Annotated in this window: 15 protein-coding genes; 2 read left to right on the forward strand and 13 right to left on the reverse strand. The window is 64.9% G+C overall.

What is annotated here, in order from left to right; genetic code table 11:
- Positions 1-5 precede the first annotated feature (5 nt).
- The 3 genes from ACYQ01_RS15165 to ACYQ01_RS15175 all read right to left on the reverse strand — a co-directional run bounded on the left by ACYQ01_RS15165 (position 6) and on the right by ACYQ01_RS15175 (position 2,979).
- The gene (locus ACYQ01_RS15165; protein WP_459934699.1) at positions 6-1,019 is read right to left on the reverse strand and encodes an MlaD family protein; all 1,014 of its coding nucleotides are present in this window, start codon (positions 1,017-1,019) and stop codon (positions 6-8) included.
- A gap of 22 nt (positions 1,020-1,041) precedes the next feature.
- Positions 1,042-1,758 carry an ABC transporter ATP-binding protein gene (locus ACYQ01_RS15170; protein WP_459934863.1) on the reverse strand — a complete coding sequence of 239 codons (717 nt, stop codon included), beginning with the start codon at positions 1,756-1,758 and terminating at the stop codon, positions 1,042-1,044.
- A 63-nt stretch (positions 1,759-1,821) separates the two neighbouring features.
- Entirely contained in the window at positions 1,822-2,979 is a 1,158-nt protein-coding gene (locus tag ACYQ01_RS15175; RefSeq protein ID WP_459934700.1) for an MlaE family ABC transporter permease, read from the reverse strand.
- Positions 2,980-3,275: 296 nt separating this feature from the next.
- Between ACYQ01_RS15175 and ACYQ01_RS15180 the strand changes: the two genes are divergently transcribed.
- Positions 3,276-4,061 carry a hypothetical protein gene (locus ACYQ01_RS15180; RefSeq protein ID WP_459934701.1) on the forward strand — a complete coding sequence of 262 codons (786 nt, stop codon included), beginning with the start codon at positions 3,276-3,278 and terminating at the stop codon, positions 4,059-4,061.
- A 108-nt stretch (positions 4,062-4,169) separates the two neighbouring features.
- Positions 4,170-4,625 carry a Spy/CpxP family protein refolding chaperone gene (locus ACYQ01_RS15185; RefSeq protein ID WP_459934702.1) on the forward strand — a complete coding sequence of 152 codons (456 nt, stop codon included), beginning with the start codon at positions 4,170-4,172 and terminating at the stop codon, positions 4,623-4,625.
- 359 nt (positions 4,626-4,984) lie between these two features.
- Here the strand turns inward: ACYQ01_RS15185 and ACYQ01_RS15190 are convergent, their stop codons facing one another.
- From ACYQ01_RS15190 to ACYQ01_RS15235, 10 genes are all read right to left on the reverse strand, one after another.
- Positions 4,985-6,325, reverse strand: a complete 1,341-nt coding sequence (locus ACYQ01_RS15190; protein WP_459934703.1) for an ArsB/NhaD family transporter — start codon at positions 6,323-6,325, stop codon at positions 4,985-4,987.
- A gap of 12 nt (positions 6,326-6,337) precedes the next feature.
- The gene (locus ACYQ01_RS15195) at positions 6,338-7,345 is read right to left on the reverse strand and encodes a transporter substrate-binding domain-containing protein (protein ID WP_459934704.1); all 1,008 of its coding nucleotides are present in this window, start codon (positions 7,343-7,345) and stop codon (positions 6,338-6,340) included.
- A gap of 82 nt (positions 7,346-7,427) precedes the next feature.
- A complete protein-coding gene (locus tag ACYQ01_RS15200; RefSeq protein WP_459934705.1) occupies positions 7,428-9,494 on the reverse strand; it encodes an HD domain-containing phosphohydrolase in 2,067 nt (688 codons plus the stop codon).
- 4 nt (positions 9,495-9,498) lie between these two features.
- Positions 9,499-9,879, reverse strand: a complete 381-nt coding sequence (locus ACYQ01_RS15205) for a DUF1987 domain-containing protein (RefSeq protein WP_459934706.1) — start codon at positions 9,877-9,879, stop codon at positions 9,499-9,501.
- A gap of 15 nt (positions 9,880-9,894) precedes the next feature.
- Positions 9,895-10,443 carry a SiaB family protein kinase gene (locus ACYQ01_RS15210; RefSeq protein WP_459934707.1) on the reverse strand — a complete coding sequence of 183 codons (549 nt, stop codon included), beginning with the start codon at positions 10,441-10,443 and terminating at the stop codon, positions 9,895-9,897.
- Positions 10,444-10,674: 231 nt separating this feature from the next.
- Positions 10,675-13,821: a PAS domain S-box protein gene (locus ACYQ01_RS15215; protein ID WP_459934708.1), complete on the reverse strand. Its 3,147-nt coding sequence runs from the start codon at positions 13,819-13,821 to the stop codon at positions 10,675-10,677.
- Positions 13,818-14,408 carry a SpoIIE family protein phosphatase gene (locus ACYQ01_RS15220; protein ID WP_459934709.1) on the reverse strand — a complete coding sequence of 197 codons (591 nt, stop codon included), beginning with the start codon at positions 14,406-14,408 and terminating at the stop codon, positions 13,818-13,820. The genes ACYQ01_RS15215 and ACYQ01_RS15220 overlap by 4 nt, the downstream gene beginning before the upstream one ends.
- The gene (locus tag ACYQ01_RS15225) at positions 14,399-14,827 is read right to left on the reverse strand and encodes an anti-sigma regulatory factor (RefSeq protein ID WP_459934710.1); all 429 of its coding nucleotides are present in this window, start codon (positions 14,825-14,827) and stop codon (positions 14,399-14,401) included. The genes ACYQ01_RS15220 and ACYQ01_RS15225 overlap by 10 nt, the downstream gene beginning before the upstream one ends.
- Positions 14,814-15,290: an STAS domain-containing protein gene (locus ACYQ01_RS15230; protein WP_459934711.1), complete on the reverse strand. Its 477-nt coding sequence runs from the start codon at positions 15,288-15,290 to the stop codon at positions 14,814-14,816. Before ACYQ01_RS15230 ends, ACYQ01_RS15225 begins: the two co-directional genes overlap by 14 nt.
- A gap of 73 nt (positions 15,291-15,363) precedes the next feature.
- Positions 15,364-16,173: a PAS domain-containing protein gene (locus ACYQ01_RS15235; RefSeq protein WP_459934712.1), complete on the reverse strand. Its 810-nt coding sequence runs from the start codon at positions 16,171-16,173 to the stop codon at positions 15,364-15,366.
- Positions 16,174-16,181: the final 8 nt, after the last annotated feature.

A 16,181-nucleotide genomic window follows, 5' to 3' on the forward strand; every position in this document is an offset into this window, starting at 1 on the left:
CACGGTTACCTCCTGCCGGGAGCGCCCTTGCCCTGGATAAGCGCTTCAGGATGGCGTTCCAGGTAGTCGGCCAGGGCGTGGATGGACTTGGCGGCCTGGGCGATTTCCGCCATGGCCTTGTTGAGTTGAACCACGGAGGGCGACTCCGGGCTGACCACCTTCTGGAACTTGCTCATGGCCTGGCGCCCTTCGGACAGCGACTGGTCCAGGGCCTCCAGGGACTTGCGGGCGCTCGAGGAAAGCTTGTCCGAGCGCTGGTCCAGGTTGCCGGCCAGATCGGAGTAGCGTTGCACGGCCTGGTCCAGATTTTTGGAAAGCACGTTCACTTTTTCCCTGGTGTCGTTGAGCAGGCTGGTGGCGGCTTCGAGGGTGGAGTCGAGCCGGGCCGGGATCTGGGCCGCCTGGGGCGAGTTGACCAGGGCGTCGATGCCGCCCACGGCGTTGCTCAACCGCGAGACCAGTTCCTTGAGGGGCAGGCTCTTGAGGGTCTGGGTCACCTCCTCGAACTGGGAGGGGATGGTGGGAATTTCGGGAATGGAGCCGTCACCGCGCAGGCGCAGGGGCTTGTCGGGCAAAAGGTCCAGGGAGATGGCCAGTTGCCCGGTGACGAAACTTTGCGTCACGAGTTGGGCGCGCAGCCCCTTGGCGATGAGGGCCTTGATGAGTTCGTCCGGGTCCATCTTCTTGACGCCCAGCAGGCTGTCGCGGTCCTTGATCTTGCCCATGGGGCCCACGCTGACCTTGCCGCCGGTCAGTTCGATGAGCACCGGTATGGAAAACTTGAGCTGACTGGGATCGGTGCGGATGCTGATGGCCTTGACCGAACCCACGGGCACACCGCGAAACAGCACCTGGGAGCCCACGTCCAGGCCGGAGACCGAGCTGTCGAAGTAGAGCACGCATTCGAACTGTTTGGCGAAGAACATGCCCGAACTGAACACGGCCAGTGCGACGACCAACAGGGCGGCCGCTCCCAGCACGAAAAGGCCGATAAGGGTTTTGTTCGACGTTTGACTCACGGCGCGCTCCTTGTTTGGCCGGCTATTCCCGGCCCCTGGTCAGAAAGTGGCGCAGGGTGGGATCGGTGGAGTGTTGCAGCAGGAAATTGGGATCGCCGCTCGCGGTCATGGTGCGCGAGTCCACGTCCAGAAAGACCGAATTGTTGCCGATGTCGAAGATGCTGGCCAGCTCGTGGGTGACCACCACGAAGGTGGCCTGCAGGCTGTCGCGCAGTTCGAGAATGAGTTCGTCCAGCAGGTGGGCGCTCACCGGGTCCAGTCCGGCGGAGGGCTCGTCGAAGAAGAGGATGTCCGGGTCCAGGGCCATGGCCCGGGCCAGACCGGCGCGTTTGCACATGCCCCCGCTGATCTGGGAGGGGTAGTAGTCCTCGAACCCGGCTAGGCCCACCAGGGCCAGCTTGAGCGAGGCCAGGTCGCGCACCTCGGCCGCGGAGAGTTTGGTGTACTGGTGCAGGGGTAGGGCGATGTTCTCGGCCAGGGTCATGGAGCTGAACAGCGCCCCGCTCTGGAAAAGAATGCCCGTGCCGCGCAGCAGCGAACGCCGTTTTTCCTCGTCGCAGGCCCAGAGGTCGGTCCGGCCGCCGTAGAGCACGTGTCCCTTGGCCGGTTTTTTGAGCCCCACCAGCATGCGCAGCAGGGTGCTCTTGCCGCAGCCGCTGCCACCCATGATGATGAAGATATCTCCCCGGTTGACGGTGAAATTCAGGTCCCGCATGAGCACGAAGTCGCCGTAGGCCATGGTCAGGTCGCGTACGACGATGCGCGGGGTCGGGGTTTGGGCGCAGGACTCGGACACGAGGCGTCACACTCCCATGATGTTGCACAGCCAGGTGATGATGGCCGTGGCGATGACGATGAGCAGAATTCCCGACACCACGGCCGCGGTGGTGGCCTGTCCCACGGCCATGGCGCTGCGTCCGCAGCGTATGCCCTGGTAGCAGCCGGCCAGGGCCACCAGCACGCCGAACACCGTGCTGTGCACCAGGCCGATCCAGAGATTGGGCAGGGGAATGGAGGAAAACGTCTGGGACATGTATTGGGCCGGGGTGATGCCAAGCATCACGACGCCCACGAGGAACCCGCCGAGCACCCCCATGAGGTCGGCGTAGAGGCAAAGAAGCGGCATCATGAGCACCAGGGCCAGAACGCGCGGCATGACCAGAAATTCCGTGGGGGAAAAGCCGAAGGTGGTCAGCGCGTCCACTTCCTCGTTGACCTGCATGGCGCCGATTTCCGCGGCAAAGGCGGCCCCGGTGCGTCCGGCCATGATGATGCCGGTCATGATGGCCCCCATGACTCGGACCATGGCGATGCCCACGATGGTGGCCACGTAGATCTGGGCTCCGAACTGTCGCAACTGGATCGAGGCCACGAAGGCCAGGATGAGCCCCACCAGAAGGCTGATGAGCGAAACGATGGGCAGGGCCTGCGCGCCCACGCGCAGAATCAGGGTGGTGAGTTGCGAAGTCTGGAACACGGCCCGGCCTTTGACCAGGCTGACGAAGGCCAACGTGGTGTCGCCCAGGAATTCCAGCACGCTGGGCAGCGCGCTCCATACGGAAAGCGCCCAGTCGCCCACGCGGGCCAAAAACGCTTCGCTGGTTTTGGCCTGGGCCGCGCCCTTGCGCTCGGGCACCTTGTCGGCCAGGTCGAGCAGGGAGCGAACGCCCTCGGGCAGGCCTTCCAGGTCGCAGGCCAGGCCGGCCTGGCGCGCGGCCGCGCACAGCGATCGGCACAGGGAGAGAAAGCGGCTGTCCCAGCCGGAAAGTCCGCCGGCCTCGAAGCGCAGGGCCGAGGCCCCGGCGGCTCCGGCCACGGCGCGCACGATGGGGCGCGTGTCGGGCAGGCTGCCGGTCATGATCCAGGCCCCGGAAACGGTGGCCACCACCGCCCCGTCCTTGCGGGAGACCGTGATGGCGGCCGGGCCGGGCGCGTCAGGGCTCTTGTCGGCGTCAGTCATGCCTCTGAATCCTCTTGGAATCGAAAAAACGCCCGCCTGGGACGCGTGGGCCGTCCACAGGCTCGGACTGATTAACCACCGGGCCGTGCAAAAGTCCAGGCGGACTTTGCCGCGTGGGCGTCAAAACGCTTTCGTCACCGGAGGGGAGAAAAGCCGGTCGCGAGAGGTTCTTTGTCGCAAGCGCATCGTCTGTGGGAAATATCGTCCCATGGCAAGGGTGTTGCACGATATCGGGCGTTGCGGTTTCGGTGGGAAATCCCTGCCGGAACGCTCAGCGGAGGAAAGGAGGGCGATATATGAATACGGTGCAAGACGCGCGGTCCGGGTCGGGCTCCTCGAACATCGGGGCGATGCTCCAGGGCGGCCAGACGTCCCAGGCCAAGCGCTCCACCGCGCAGGAGGCGAAGCCGAGCCGGAGCCGGTCCGTTCAACAAAACGAACGGACGGACAGTCACGACCGCGCCACCGAAAAGACCGATTCCGCAAGCGAGACCGGTTTCGCCAGGGCCATGCGGACGCACTCCCGGTCGGATGACGGCGCGTCCGAGACCGGGCGCGGCGGTCGTCGCGCGCGCGGCGAATCGGGACGGCAGACCATCGACTCCGTGAGCCGCGAGGGCGGGGCCGCGGTTTCCGACTCCGCGACGGGCGATACGGGCTATGACGACATCCTGATGGAAGAGACGGGCTACGACGAGGGCTCGTCGCGCGGACAAGGGTCCGGGAAGACGAGTTCGGACGGATATTTGTCGGAACTGGGCTCGTATCTTCTCGGCGTGGCCCAGCTGCGCCAGGACATGTTGGAAGAACGCATGCAAAAGGGCTTGGACTCCGGCCGGATCACCGCCGACGAACAGCGGGAACTGGAAACCAAGATCGCGGCCAACGACGACCTCATCGCCGAGGCGGCGGAGGACGGCTTTGTCACGGGGCGCGAGTTGGCCGGCATTGTTCGGGCCCAAAACGCCACCCGGCGAGCCCTTTTCAGATATCGCAACAACGACGATACGACCCTGACGGCCCAGGGGACGGGCCTGGCCGGGACTTCCGCGCGGGCGGGAACGCTCAACGTCACGACCTGAAGAGGCGGGCCGGGAAAACGTCGCGTTGCGTGCCCCTGGTGCGCGCGCACTGTAACCGGAACGCGTTTTCGGACGACTACCCGACAAATCCCCGCAAGGAGTTGTCACATGGGTAAATTGTCCATAGTGGTTTGTCTGTTTTGTCTGTTGGTTGCCGCTGTTCCGCAAGGAGCGCTGGCGAAAGGGCACGGTCCGGACTTCGGCGGAGGCGTGAAAGCCTACAAAATGTTGTTCTCCGAAGAGCAGAACAAACAGCTCGATGTCCTGGTGGACAACTTTCGCAAGGACATCGCTCCGTTTCGCAAAGCAATGATCCAGCAGCATCAGGAGCTTCGGGCCATGATGAAGGACGCTTCCGTGTCGGAGAGCGCCCTCAAGGCCCAGGTCATGAAGGGTGCGGAAACCGTGTCGCGGATGGTGGTCAAGCGGGCGGAAATGTTGCGCGCGGTGCGCAAGATCGCCACTCCCGAGCAGTTGGCCAAGGTCGACGCCTTCGAGGCCAAGGAGCGTCAGGATCGCGCCAAGTGGATGCAGCGCTGGGAGAAAATGCAAAACGAGGGGTAACTCCCCGGTACGACGAACGGACCTTGTGACCGGGAGTCGTCGCGGTGTCAGGCCCGGGGGCGCGAACGCGCTTCCGGGCCTTTTGCGTGGCCATCGGGAATGGCGGAAAATATGTTTGGAAACGAAAAAAAATTCGATCCGTTTTCGACGAGCCCGGGGCGGGCTTTGCGTGGAGGGGCTGCACGAATCGACTTTTGGGCGGGCCGTTAGCTGCGCGTTGAAACAGTCGATTCGTGCAGCTTGTTACAAAATGTGCTGGCAAGGCGCGAGAAAAAGTCAAGCCCGAAGGGTAGTTGGCATCCGTTGAGGGTTTGGGTTTTTCGCAGCAACGCAGCCAGCAAGGAGTTTTCAACAGGCTGTTAGGGCGACAGCCGGGCGAGGAAGCAGATGTAGGCTGCGGCGGCCGCAAGCTGGACGAAGGCCAGGGGCACGCCATAGCGCATGAAGGCCGCGAAGCTTATCGGCCGGCCCTGGGCCGCGCAGATGCCGGCGGCAACCAGGGTGGCCGAGGAGCCGATGAGCGTGGCGTTGCCGCCCAGGGTGCCGCCGAACATCATGCCGGCGAAGATCGGCAGCGTGGCGGGGGGCCAGTCGGAAAAGCCGTAGGCCATGGCCGCTTCCGGGGCCACTCGGGCCATTACCAGGTAGCCTTTGGCCAAGATGATGGCCGCGGCCACCACGGGGATGTTGGCCAGAAAGCCCGACACCAGGCCCAGGGCCGCCAGGAGCACCAGGGAGGCCAGGAGCACGTTGTCGCCCAGTCCGGTGTGAAGCGTGCGGGACAGGGCGCTCATGATGCCGGTCTTGGTGATTTCTTCCACAAAGCACATCATGCAGAAGATGAAGATGAGCGTTCGCCAGTCCACGTCGCGAAAGATGTTTTCGATGGGTTCGTATTTGGTCACGTGCAGGGCGAGCAGGGCCAGGCTCGCGCCGATGATGGCGGCGGCGGGCGGTACGATGGGGTTGGGCATGGCCTCGCCGACCAGAAACAGCGCGACCATGACCGCCAGGGCGCCCAGGGCCATCAGGCAGAAGCCCGGGCGGGCCACCGGAACGGGCTGAAGATCGGAGGGAGGTTCGCGCCTGGTCCGCCAGGCCTGGCCGAAGAGCACGGGCATGAGGGGGACGGTCGCCAGGATGGTCAGCACGCCTCCGGGGGACATGTGTTTCAGGTAGTCGACAAAGGTCATGCCCGCCGTCTGGCCCACAAGAAAGGTGGCCGGATCGCCCACCAGGGTGAGCAGGCCGGCGGCGTTGCTGACGATGGCCGTGAGGAGGAGCGGACCGACGAAGTCGATTTCCAGTTCCCGGCAGACCCGCACCACGATGGGGGCGATGAGGATGACGGCGGTGGCGTTCGGCAAGACGGCGCAGACCCCCGCGGTCATGGCCGTGAGCAGCAAAAGAAAGCGCCTGCCATCTCCCCGGGTGAGCTTGAGAAAGCGCGCCCCCAGGTTGTCGAACACGCCGGTGGGCGTGAGCACCCGGGCCACCACCATGCCGCCGAAGAGCAGGGAGAGCGATCCCGAAGAGGTCTTGACCGCGTTGAACACGTCCGCCGGGGTGACCAGCCCGCCCAGGCTGAGGACGCAGATCCCCAGCAGGGCGAGCAGGGTCATATCCGCCAGGTTGAGGGCGATGCCGCCGATGACCAGGGCGAAAACCACATAAACGACCAGGGCTTGCGGTTCGAACATGGCGGGAGTCCCCTAGAACAGCGGGGGAATCATGAGTCCCCCCTTGGACCAGAGCCGGTTGGGCCCCCGTTCCAGGTGCAGGGAACTGCCCGACCCCAGGTTGCGCTCGAACATTTCGCCGTAGGAGCCCACGGCCGCCACGGCCCGGGCGGCCCAGCCCGGCTCCAATCCCAGGCTTTTGGCCACGGAGTCCGTGCGGGAGTTGAATCGCAGTCGCATGGGCGTGGGCGCGGCCGCGTCGGCGAAGGAGGCCTGGGTGAGCTCCATTTCCTCGGCCAGAAGCAGGCAGGCCCACACGGCCCGCACGGCGAGCAGCCACTTCCGGTCGCCGCTGCGCACGGCCGGCGACAGGGGGGCCATGGAATTGTTTTCGACAAGAATCATGTGCTTGTCCGCGCCGTCCGGGGCGTGGTGTCGCATGGCCTCCAGCAGGAACACGTCGCTGGCCAATCCCTGGCATTCGCCCTTGAGATAGCTTTCCAGCGCCAGTTCGTTGCTGTCGAAGAAGCGATTTTTCGACCGGATGCTCTTGATGGTGGACCAGAAGTCCAGACCGATTTCCTGGGTGGAATTCTTGACCACGGCCACGACCGCGCCGCTGAGGTCCTCGGGACGCCGGAACCCGTCGGCCTTGCGCACCATCACCCCCTGCCGGGTGAACAGCAACGGACCGACGAAGCTGACTCCCATGCCGCTTTCCCTGCTCAGGGTCCAGGTGGTGTTGCGGGCCAGCAGGTCGATCTCTCCGCTCATCAGGGCCGGAAAGCGGGCCAGGCTGGGCAGGGGCTTGAAGGCGGCCTTTTCCGGGTCTCCCAGCACGGCGGCGGCCACGGCCCGGCAGAAGTCCACGTCCAGGCCGCGCCAGCGCCCGTCGGGACCGCGCTCGGAAAAGCCCTGGACGCCGGTGCTTACGCCGCAATGGATGCTCTTGGCGGACTTGATGGCGTTGAAGACCTCTCCCGCAGAAGCCGAAGCGGCCACCAGAAGCAGGCCGATCACGGAACACAACACGCGTCGCATGGCGGTCCTCACGAGAAAGAGAGGGGCGTTGGCGGGGCGGGCGCGCTGTCCGGCGCGGGGCGCGTCCGGCCCGCTCGTTTCGTCATCCCCCAGTTTGGCGGCTGACGAACGCCGAAATATCCACCTCGTCGAACTGCTCGGGCTTGAGGTGCTTTTCGGCGAAGGTCCGGTAGACGCCGCTTTCGAGAAACAGGTCGAAAAGGTCGGGGTCGATGTGCTTGTCGTTGCGCATGAAGCTCATGATCTTCAGGGCTTCGCTCAGGGGCTTGGCCGCCTTGTAGGGCCGGTCCGAGGCGGTCAGGGCCTCGAAAATGTCGGCGATGGCCAGGATGCGGGCCTGCACGGTCAGGTCCTGGCCTTTCAGGCCGCGCGGGTAGCCGGTGCCCACCATGGTTTCGTGGTGCGAGGCCGCTATCTGGGGCACGTGGGCCAACTGCTTGGGAAAGGGCACCTGATCCAGCATGATGAGCGTGTGGATGGCGTGCTCCTTGATCTTGAAGTACTCCTCCGGCGTCAGGGTGCCCCGGGGCACGCGCAGGTTGTAGAGCTCGCCCAGGTTGTAGAGGGAGCGGGGCATTTCCATGTTGATGCCGTAGGCCTTGGGATCGTACCCGGTCTCCACCTTGGAGCGGCGGATGATGTGCTCCTTCTTGTCGGCGAGAAGCTGTTCCACCGCGGGCAAGGGGGCGGGCGGGGTCTTGCTCAGGCGCATGAGTTCGGCCTGGGAAAGCCCCAGGCGATCGTCGAAGTTCCTGCGCCAGGTGATCGCGGCGATGCGCTCCAGGCGCTCGACGCGCTCCTGGCTCATGAACTCCCCGCCCACGTTGCACTCGGCCACAAAGGCGAAATCGTCGTGCAGGGTCGCGATCTTTTCCCCCAGGGCGCGTTTGAGGGACTCGGTATCGTCCACTCCGCCCAGCAACGCCTCCTGGTAGTCGATGAGGGCGTCGCGCAGCAGCACCTCGAAGCGCATCCTGACCTCGTGGATGCGGTTGTACAGGGTTTCGAGCTTGGTGGCCTTGTCCACCACGTATTCGGGCGTGGTCACCTTGCCGCAGTCGTGCAGCCAACTCGCCAGGTGGAACTCGCGCCATTCGGGTTCGGTCATGTCGAACTCGGCCAGCGGTCCCTCTTCGATTTCGCAGGCCGCCTTGGCCAGCATGGCCCCGATTTCGGGCACGCGGGCGCAGTGTCCGCCCGTGTAGGGGCTCTTGGTGTCGATGGCCCCGGCCAACACCTGGATGATGGCGTCGAGCAGGCGGCTTTGCGCCTCCAGCAGGTTCTGGTTGTCCTGGGCCACGGCCGCCTGGGAGGCCAGGGCCTCGATGAAGCTTTCCGCGTCCTCGTTGAAGCCGATCAGGCGTCCCGTGCCGGTCACGCGGGCGTTGACCAGCACCAGCACGCCGAGCACTTCGCCCTTGCGCGGCTTGAGCGGCACGGCCAAGAGCGACTGGGAGTGGTAGCCGTGGCGCCTGTCGAATTCGAAGATGTCGGAAAAGTCGTAGTCCGGGCACTCGTAGACGTTTTGCACGTTGACGGTGCGCTCGGTGAGAAAGGCGTGGGCGATGGGATGGAAATAGCGGGGCCGGCCCTCCTCGTCGCGCAGGGGGATGGTCTCCGGGGGAGCGTTTCGTCCCGAAAGGCCGCCCATACGCAGCTCCAGGGTGTCGAAACGCAGGATTTCGTGCCCCAGGGTTCCGTCGTCGCGCAGGGAATAGAGGATGCCGCCGTCGGCGTTGGTCAGTTCCTTTTGGCCCTGCACGATCATTTCCATGAACCGGGCGTGCTGGCGCTCCATGGAAAGGGCGATGCCCAACCGGACCAGGCCTTCCAGCTTGTCCTGGGCGGCCAAGAGTTCGCGGGTGCGCTCCTTGACCTTTTCCTCCAGGTTCTGGGCGTGCTCGGAGAGTTTCTGGTGGGCCTTGGCCAATTCCACCTGCTGCTGGCCGATCTTGGCGTTGGCGTCCTTGAGACGCTCCTCGTTGCGGTCGCTCATGCGCACCAGGCGGTTGGTGGTCTTGAGCAGCTTGGCGTAATTCTTGAAAAGCGTCTTGAACTCGGTGGGAAAGTCCGCCCCCTCGGGGGCGGCCAGCACGTCCTCGCAGTGCTGTATGATCTTGAGCTCCGCCTGGTAGGTGTCAAATCCCATGGGACTACAGGGCCAGAAGATTGAAGGTCGCGTGCTCCAGGTCTTCGCCGAACTCCTCGCCCAGTTCCTCCATGTTGTCGTCGTCGGATTCGAAGGCCCAGTTGACGGTCACGGTGTTGCCCCGTTCCGCGGTGGCGTCGAGCAGGTCGAACAGGCCCATGAGCACCTTGGCGGTGCTGCTGTTGAAGTAGATGAATTCGAAGGTGAAGGTCACCTCCGCCCCGTCGAGGTCGGTCAGGTGTTTTTCCAGCCGTTCGATGGCCGGGCCATAGAAATCCTTGACGTCTTCGGGGTAGGATTCCCCTTTGAGCAGGAAGACGTTGTTGGCGAAGTCGAAGGACACTTCGGGGGATCGTTCCGTGGCGCTGATCTGCAGGGTGCTCATGTTTCTCTTCCCGTCCTACTCGATGAAGGCCTTGAGGGTGAAAAAGGACATCTGGTCGTCAAGTGGGGCGAAGTCGTATTCGATGCCGCCCTGGGCGCGCCGGGCGATGTCGATAAATCCCACTCCCGCCCCCTTGCTGCCCTCGGGGGTTTCGCCCTTGAGCGTTTCCTTCCACAGGGCCTTGAGGCCCTCCTTGTCGAGGGATTTGATCCGGTCCAGGCCGGCTTTGAGCTTTTCGGCGTCGTGGGCGCGCACCACGTTGCCGCAGGTGACGAAGAGCCGGCCCTGTTCCTCCCCCACGGCCAGAATGCCATAGGAGAGATCCGTCTTGTCCTGGTGGGTCTCGCGTTCGGCGGAATAGCGGATCACGTTTTGCATCTGCTCCACGAAGACAGAAAATACGGATTTGCTCTTCTTTTTGTCCACTTCGGTCAATTCCATCTTTTTCTTGATGGTGTTGCCGATGCCGAGCAGCAGTTCTTCGGTCATGTACCCGCTGTAGCAGAAAGAGATGCCGTGTGCGTGCAGGGAATTACGAAAGGCCAACATGTACTGGGCGAGCATTGTTTCTCCCGCGCCCGGTCTGGGCATGGCTCGGTTTTCGGCGAAGTCCCGGTTCGGGGTTCGATCCCGGCGGCGTGGGGGGGCGCGCCGCCGCGTGGTTCCAGATAGCGCCCGTTGTCGGCTCGGGGGCCTTGTGCCGCGTCCTTGCGGGGCGTGGGCATGCCGTTGCAAGGAGAAAAGCGAGAGCGTCGCTTCGCTATAAAAAAATTTGTCTTCGCCTGCGGCGCGGGCTCAGTACTCAAGCCCCATGATGGAGACGTCGTCGCGCCGGCTTTCGTCTCCCTGGTAGGCGCAAAGCGCCTGATAGATGCGCTCTCCGTGCTCTTCGAAGGGGACGTCCGCCAGGGAGGCCAGAAGTTCTTTGAAGCGGTTCTTGCCGAAGCCGCGTCGTTTTTCTCCGCCGACCTGATCGAACACCCCGTCGCTCACCATGTACAGGCGCAGTCCCGGTTCCAGGGCCAGGCGGTGTTCGGTGAATTCCGGATCATAGGGCAACCCCCGGTAGCCGATGCCTTTCCGGTCCGGTTTAATTTCCAGGATATCCTTGCCGGTCACCACGAACAAGGGGAAACGCGCCCCCACGAAAATCAGGTGTTCGGCGCCCGGTTCCAGGTAGCACATGCCAAGCTCCATGCCGTCGTCCGAGTCGCCGCCGTCCACGTGCTGGTTGAGACTGGTCTGCACGAGCTGGTGGGCGCGTCGCATGAGCGGTCCGGGCCGACCGGGTTCCACTTCGCCCAGGGCGCGCGAGAGCGCCCCGGTGGAGATGAGGGTCATGAACGCGCCGGGCACGCCGTGTCCGGTGCAGTCGCCCAGCACGAAGAGCGCCCCCTCCCCCCACTTGGCGGTCCAGTAGATGTCGCCGCCCACCACGTCGCGCGGGGTCCACACAATGAAGTGCCTGGAAAAGGCCGCGGCGAAGTCCTCCCCCGTGGGTAGCACCGCGCGCTGGATGCGGCTGGCGTAGCGGATGCTGCCCGAAATGACGTCCATGGCGTCTTCCAGGGCGTCCTGGGCCTTTTTGCGTGCGCTGGCGTCCTGGCCGATGCAGAGCAGTTCGCGGGCCTGGCCGGTGATGTCGTCGCGTACCACCTGGTTGGTCCAGCTCACCCAGACGCGGCCGCCGTCCTTGCAGATGTTTTCGTTTTCGTTTTTTTCGTAGCGTTCCGGGTGGCGGATGATGTCTTGCAAGAGGGCGTCCAGGTCGCGTCCGCCGCTTTCGGAGTGGGGCACGATGGTGCCCACGATGGACCGGCCCACCACCTCGTCGGCGCTAAACCCGAAGAATTTCTGGGCGAATTCGTTGAAGAAGGTGATGTTGCCCCGCATGTCGAGCTTGAGGATGATGCTGCTCGCGCTTTCCACCAGCTCCCGGTATTTGGTTTCGCTCTGGCGCAGGAGGTGCTGGGCCTTCATGCGCTCGGTCACGTCGCGAAAGTCCTCGATGATGCCCAGAAGCTCGCCGTCCGGGGAGAGGTGTCTGGTGGCCGTCATCTCGCAATAGATGGGGGTGCCGTCCCGGTGGGCCTTGATGACCATGCCTTCGACGCGTTCCTCCCCGGCCAGGATGCGCGCCAGGGGGCAGTCTTCGGTATGGCAGTCCCCGCCGTCGAAGAACTCGTGGCATTTGTGTCCCACGACTTCTTCGCGGCTGAATCCCGAAAGCGCCACGAACGCGTCGTTGACCTTGCGCACGGTGAAGTTCGTGTCGAGCACGCGCATGCCGCTGGCCGCGGTGTTGAAGATGAGGGTCATTTCGGCCTGGGCGGCGCGGATGGCGTCCTCGGCCTTCTTGCGCTCGGTGATGTCGATGTAGGCCCCCACCAGCCCGGTGACGCTTCCCTTTTCGCCGCGGATGGGCGCGCGGATCATGTGGTAGAGCGAAAGCGAGCCGTCGGGATGGCTGCGCCAGTCCTCCTCGGTGACCACGCCGGACTCCACGAGGGTTTGGCAGTCGATGCGCTCGATGTGGCGCGCCGTGTCCGGGTCGAACACGTCGCGGGCCGTCAGTCCGCTCACCTCCTGGCGTTTGCGGCCGAGCAGGGCGCAAAAGAAGTCGTTGGCAACCTGGAATCGGCCTTCCACGTCCTTGGCGAAGACCGCCAGGGGCAGGGCGTTGACCAGGGTGTCCAGAAGGGCGCGTTGGCGTTTGAGCTCCTCTTCGGCCCGGATGCGTTCGGAAATGTCTTCCTTGACGGCCACGAAGTGGGTGATGGCCCCCTTGTCGCCAAAAATGGGGGCGATGACCGTGCTCTCCCAGAATTCCTCGCCATTTTTCTTGCGATTGACCAGGGTCCCGCGCCAGGTGCCGCCCGAGCCGATGGTGTCCCACAGGGAGGCGTACACCTCCGCCGGGGTGCGCCCGGACTTGAGCAGCCGGGGATTTTGTCCGATGAGCTCTTCGGCGGCGTATCCGGTGGTGGAGAGAAAGGCCGGGTTGACGTATTCGATGTTGCCCTGCCGGTCGGTGATGGCCACGGCGACCGGGCTTTGCTCCACGGCCAGGGAGAGTTTGCGCACCGCGTCCAGGGCTTTTTTCTGCTCGGTCACGTCGCGGATGGCCGCGATGACCTGGGGCCCGGACTCGCCGGCGATGGGGCTCAGCTTGAGGTCGATGGCGATGCGCCGTCCGTCCTTGCATACGGCTTCCAGGCCGGCATCCATGCCCAGGCTCAGGGTTCGGCCCTGGAGCACGAATTCGCGGACCCTGCGCGCGTGGTCGGGTCTGCGCTCCATGGGCACGAGCGCGTCCACCGAGCGGCCCAGAAGTTCGTCGCGGGCGTAGCCGAAGGTTTTTTCCGCCTGGGAGTTCAGGTAGATGAGGCGCCCTTCCCGGTCCACAAGAATCAGCGGGTCGGGGGTGCCCTCCAGCACCGCCTGGATGCGGCTTTCGCTGTGGCGCAAGGCCTCTTCGGTCCTGCGGCGCTCCGCGATTTCGCCTTCCAGGGCGTCGTTTTGACGTTTGAGGGCCAGCAACAGCTCTTCGCGCGAGGGCTTGGCCAGCATCTCGCGCAGTTCGTCCAGAAAGTCCGGGGAGGGCTCCAGGGTCTGGTCGGGAAGATAGCGGAACGCCTGGAACCCGGCCGAGTCGTCCAGCTCTTGCGTCCAGTCGAAGAATCGGCCCACCTGCCGGGCCGGCGTCCGCGTTCCGAAAAAGGTCGCGGCCAGGGCGTACCCGCGCGTGACGGGAGTCAGGCCCAGGCGCACGGTCACGGGAGGCCGTCCGGCCAGGGGACGAACGATTTCGGAAAAAGCCGTGGTCAGCCGGGACGAGCCGATGGCGTCGTAGCCCAGGCGTTTGGCCAGGCGCAGCATCTTGCGCCGGGATTCGTTGAAGGTTTCCGCCGTGTCCACGGCGAATTCCACCAAAACGATCATCGGCTCACCCGCATGACCAGACACGAGGCGTCGTCGTCGCCCTTGGACAGGGCTTGCAGCACGTTCTCGGCGATGTCCCGGGCCTGTCCCCGCAAGAGTCCGGGGTGGTCGAACAATTCGAAGTGGTCGCGCACGCCGTCGGAGCAGAGCATGAGAATGTCGCCCGGTCCCAGCGCGTGCGAGCCTTCGCGGGGCGTGGACATCATGTAGCCCACGATGCCGTCGCGCGAGATCAGACGCACGGGGTCGTCCGCGCCGAAGATCTTGGCGGTGATGTTGCCCACCCCGCAGTACCGAAGCTCCCCGGTGGAAAGGTCCAGGCGGGCCAGAAAGGCCACGGCGCCCCGTGAACCCTTCAAGTGATCGTGCAGGCCGTTCATGAGGGCGTCAAGCTCCCGCGCGGGGTTGGCCGCGAGGAACGCTTCGGCCAGGGCCGCCACTTCCGCGGCGGCGACTCCGTGACCCAGGGCGTCCACCAGGGCCACGAAACACGCGTCCGGTCCCTCGCGGATGACCCCGATGTCGCCGCATTCGTCGGGCGCTCCGGTGAGGGCGGACTTTACGCAATGGCATTTCGCTATGAGCATGGGGTGTCCAACCATTTGCGGGCCGTGCAGATCGTTCCTCCCCCGGGGCGAGCCTCCACGACGAACTGGTCCATAATGCGTTTGACGCTGGGCAGGCCCAGCCCCAGACTGCCGCCGGTGCTGAAATGGTCGCGCATGGCGTTTTCCAGGTTCTCTATTCCGGGACCGCTGTCCATGGCCACCACCTCCACCCCGCGCCCTTGGCCGTTTTTCAGGGAGCGCAGGGTCACCTGACCCGTGCCCGCGTAGCGCAGGATGTTGGTGGCCAGCTCCGAAACCGCGGTGGCGATGAGAAACTCCTCGGTTTCCGTAAAGCCCAGCTCCCTGGCCAGCTTGCGCGCCGCGCTGATGGCCAGGGCGTTGTCCGCGCTCTCCCGGATGTCCAGAAAGACGACCGCCGGGCGCTCAGTCGCGACCACGACCCGGGTCCATGGCGGACGGAAGCGGCGGCGGGGTCCCTTCCGGCGGGGTTTCGGCCTCGGCGTCGCCAGGGGCCTGGGGCGAGTCCTCCGGGGGATCGGACTCGGTCGGGAGCGCGCGCAAAAGCTCGAAGGCGTCTTCGAGATTCAGGGCGCTTTCGATGTCGGAGCAGGCCACGTCCAGGTCGATGAGCGCCGAAACCACGCCGGGCTGGAAGCCGGCGAACACGGTCCTGGCGCCCAGCAAGCCGGCCATGCGGGCCGTTTCGCTCAGGATGGAGAACAGCGTCGAGTCGAGCATCTCCACCCGCGACATGTCGATGACCAGGGCGCGGGCGGCCTGGGTGTGCACGTCGGCCAACACGCGCCGACGCATGGCCGCGAAGGCCTGGTCTTCGCAGTCGTCCGGGGCGTTGACCACAAGCACGCCCTCCAAAACCCGGTTGCCGGAATTTGCGGTCATGGCCGCTTCCGGGGCGCGGTCCGCCTGGGGACCCGGCGCGGCCGCGCGGACGGTCTTTCGCCCGGGGGGTCGGTCATTTGGTCCTCTTCACGTCGATGTGCAGCAGGGCGAAGGCGTCGCTCAGGGCGTCGCGCAGGGTCGAGTTGGTGGCGACGTCGCCCAGGTCGATGCCCAATTGCACGATGGCTTCGGCCACGGCCGGGGAAATCCCCGAAATGATGCAGCGGCAGCCCATGAGTTTGGTGGCCTTGGTGATCTTGATCAGATGGTTGGCCACGGCGGTGTCCACGGCGGCCACGCCCTGGATGTCCAGGATGATGATCTTGGCCGCCGTCTCCTTGATCTTGCCCAGCATGGCGCCCATCATCTGCTTGGCCCGCACGGAGTCCACCACGCCCACCACGGGCAGCACCACGATGCCCTCCCACAGGCTGATGGCCGGGGTGGAGATTTCCTGAATGGTGCGGCTTTGCTCGCGCAGTTTTTTTTCGGCCCGCACCCGCTCGGTGATGTCGAGAATGTATTCCAGGCCGCCCACGATTTGTCCCTGGGCGTTCTTGAGCGGAGTGGCCGAGTATTCGATGGGGGTTTTTCGGCCGCCCAATTCCGCTTCGTTCAAGGCCGAAAAAGGCCGGCCTGCCGCCCAGGCCTTGGCCATGCAGCATTCGGGAGTGCCGCAGTGCAGCGAGTGGAATACCTCGTAACAGGGCGCGCCCTGCAGCTTGTCCCACGAAAGTCCGGTGAGCTCGCGCCCCACGGCGTTCATGAAGATGATTTTGTAGTCCATGTCCACGGCCATGATGGGCGTGGGGATCTGTTCGAGAACGCGTACGGCGAGATCGGCCCCGAGGGTGGTGGCCGGGGCGTCGGTCTGGCTCGTCATGGGTGGCC

The sequence above is a fragment of the Fundidesulfovibrio butyratiphilus genome, from assembly GCF_054657235.1.